Origin of the sequence: Agromyces humi (genome assembly GCF_009720255.1) — a bacterium.
GTDB lineage: Bacteria > Actinomycetota > Actinomycetes > Actinomycetales > Microbacteriaceae > Agromyces > Agromyces humi.
The window spans coordinates 1-1258 of record NZ_WJSP02000638.1 but is presented as its reverse complement, the minus strand read 5'-3'; the positions used below and the strand labels follow the sequence as shown (position 1 = coordinate 1258).

At 70.1% G+C, this 1258-nt stretch carries 1 protein-coding gene; it reads left to right on the top strand.

What is annotated here, in order from left to right; genetic code table 11:
• Positions 1 to 63: 63 nt before the first annotated feature.
• Positions 64 to 768, top strand: a complete 705-nt coding sequence (locus tag GH736_RS23120) for an alpha/beta fold hydrolase (protein WP_159607378.1) — start codon at positions 64 to 66, stop codon at positions 766 to 768.
• The last annotated feature ends 490 nt before the right edge of the window (positions 769 to 1258 follow it).

Here is a 1258-nt window from a genome sequence, read left to right as displayed (position 1 = left end):
GAGCGCCGCCCGCGGCGACGCCGGCGCCGCCACCGTGTCGGCGGCCCCCGCTAGCGTCGAGCCATGGACATCATCCTCATCCCCGGCTTCTGGCTCGACGCATCCTCCTGGCAGCGCGTGACACCGGTGATCGAGGAGGCCGGGCACCGGGTCCATCCGGTGACCCTCCCGGGCCTCGAGTCCGTCGCCGCAGACCGGGCAGGCATCGGGCTGCTCGATCACATCGACGCGGTCGTGCGCCTGGTCGACACGTTCGACGAGGGCACGCCGCTCGTGCTCGTCGGGCACTCGGGCGGCGGTGCCATCGCGCACGGGGTCGCCGACGCGCGACCCGACCGCATCCACCGGGTGGTCTACGTCGATGCCGGCCCGCTCGCCGGCGGCAGCGCCGTGAACGACGGGCTCCCGATCGTCGACGGCGAGATCCCCCTGCCCGACTGGTCCGAGTTCGACGACGCCGACCTCGTCGACCTCGACGACGCGCTCCGCGACGAGTTCCGGGCCCGCGCGATCCCCGAGCCGGTCGGTGTCGCCTACGACCCGATCACGCTCCGCGACGAGCGCCGCTACGACGTTCCCATCACGGTCATCGCGTGCGAGTTCCCGAGCAGCGCGCTCGTGGAGTGGGTCGCCGCGGGCTCGCCGTTCACGGCCGAGCTGGCCAAGGTGAAGCACGTCGACTACGTCGACCTGCCCACGGGCCACTGGCCGCAGTTCACCAAGCCCGTGCAGCTCGGCCAGGCGATCGTCGCGACGCTCTCGAGCTGACCGTGTCCCCCGAAGTCCGTCTCGCGATGAAACGAAAAATCCTCGCGAATAGCCGTGGCCGGGTCAACCCCCCCATCGCCCCCCGTTCTGGGTAACGCGGCAAGGCGGTTGCAAGCGTAACGTCAGTGAAACATCTCTCCCCTGTGAGATGAACTCATCCTTCCCCTGGGATGGCACACCGCACGACCAGCTGCCGTATCCTGCACGACAGCAGGCCGCTTCCAACCGGTCCCCTCCGGTCTTTCTTCGAAACCCGAGTCCCCAATCGAAGAAGCACGATGAAGCCTGCATATTGTCGGCGACCTCGCCGACCCGTGAACACCCGCCAATCCTCCATTCGCGTCCGGTCGCGCACATGAGCGGCCTGCCGTCGAGGATCACGCCCGCCGCACCGTCGACGGCGCCTCCCGACGTCGCAGACCGACGCGTGGCCGCGGCATCCGACCGCGTCTGGTCGGCCTCCGGCCTGCGCTGGGCGCGCCGCTATCGC

What these genes read in the sequence shown, in the direction of transcription:
- GH736_RS23120 (WP_159607378.1), top strand. Translation starts at nt 64, where the DNA reads ATGGACATCATCCTCATCCCCGGCTTCTGGCTCGACGCATCCTCCTGG.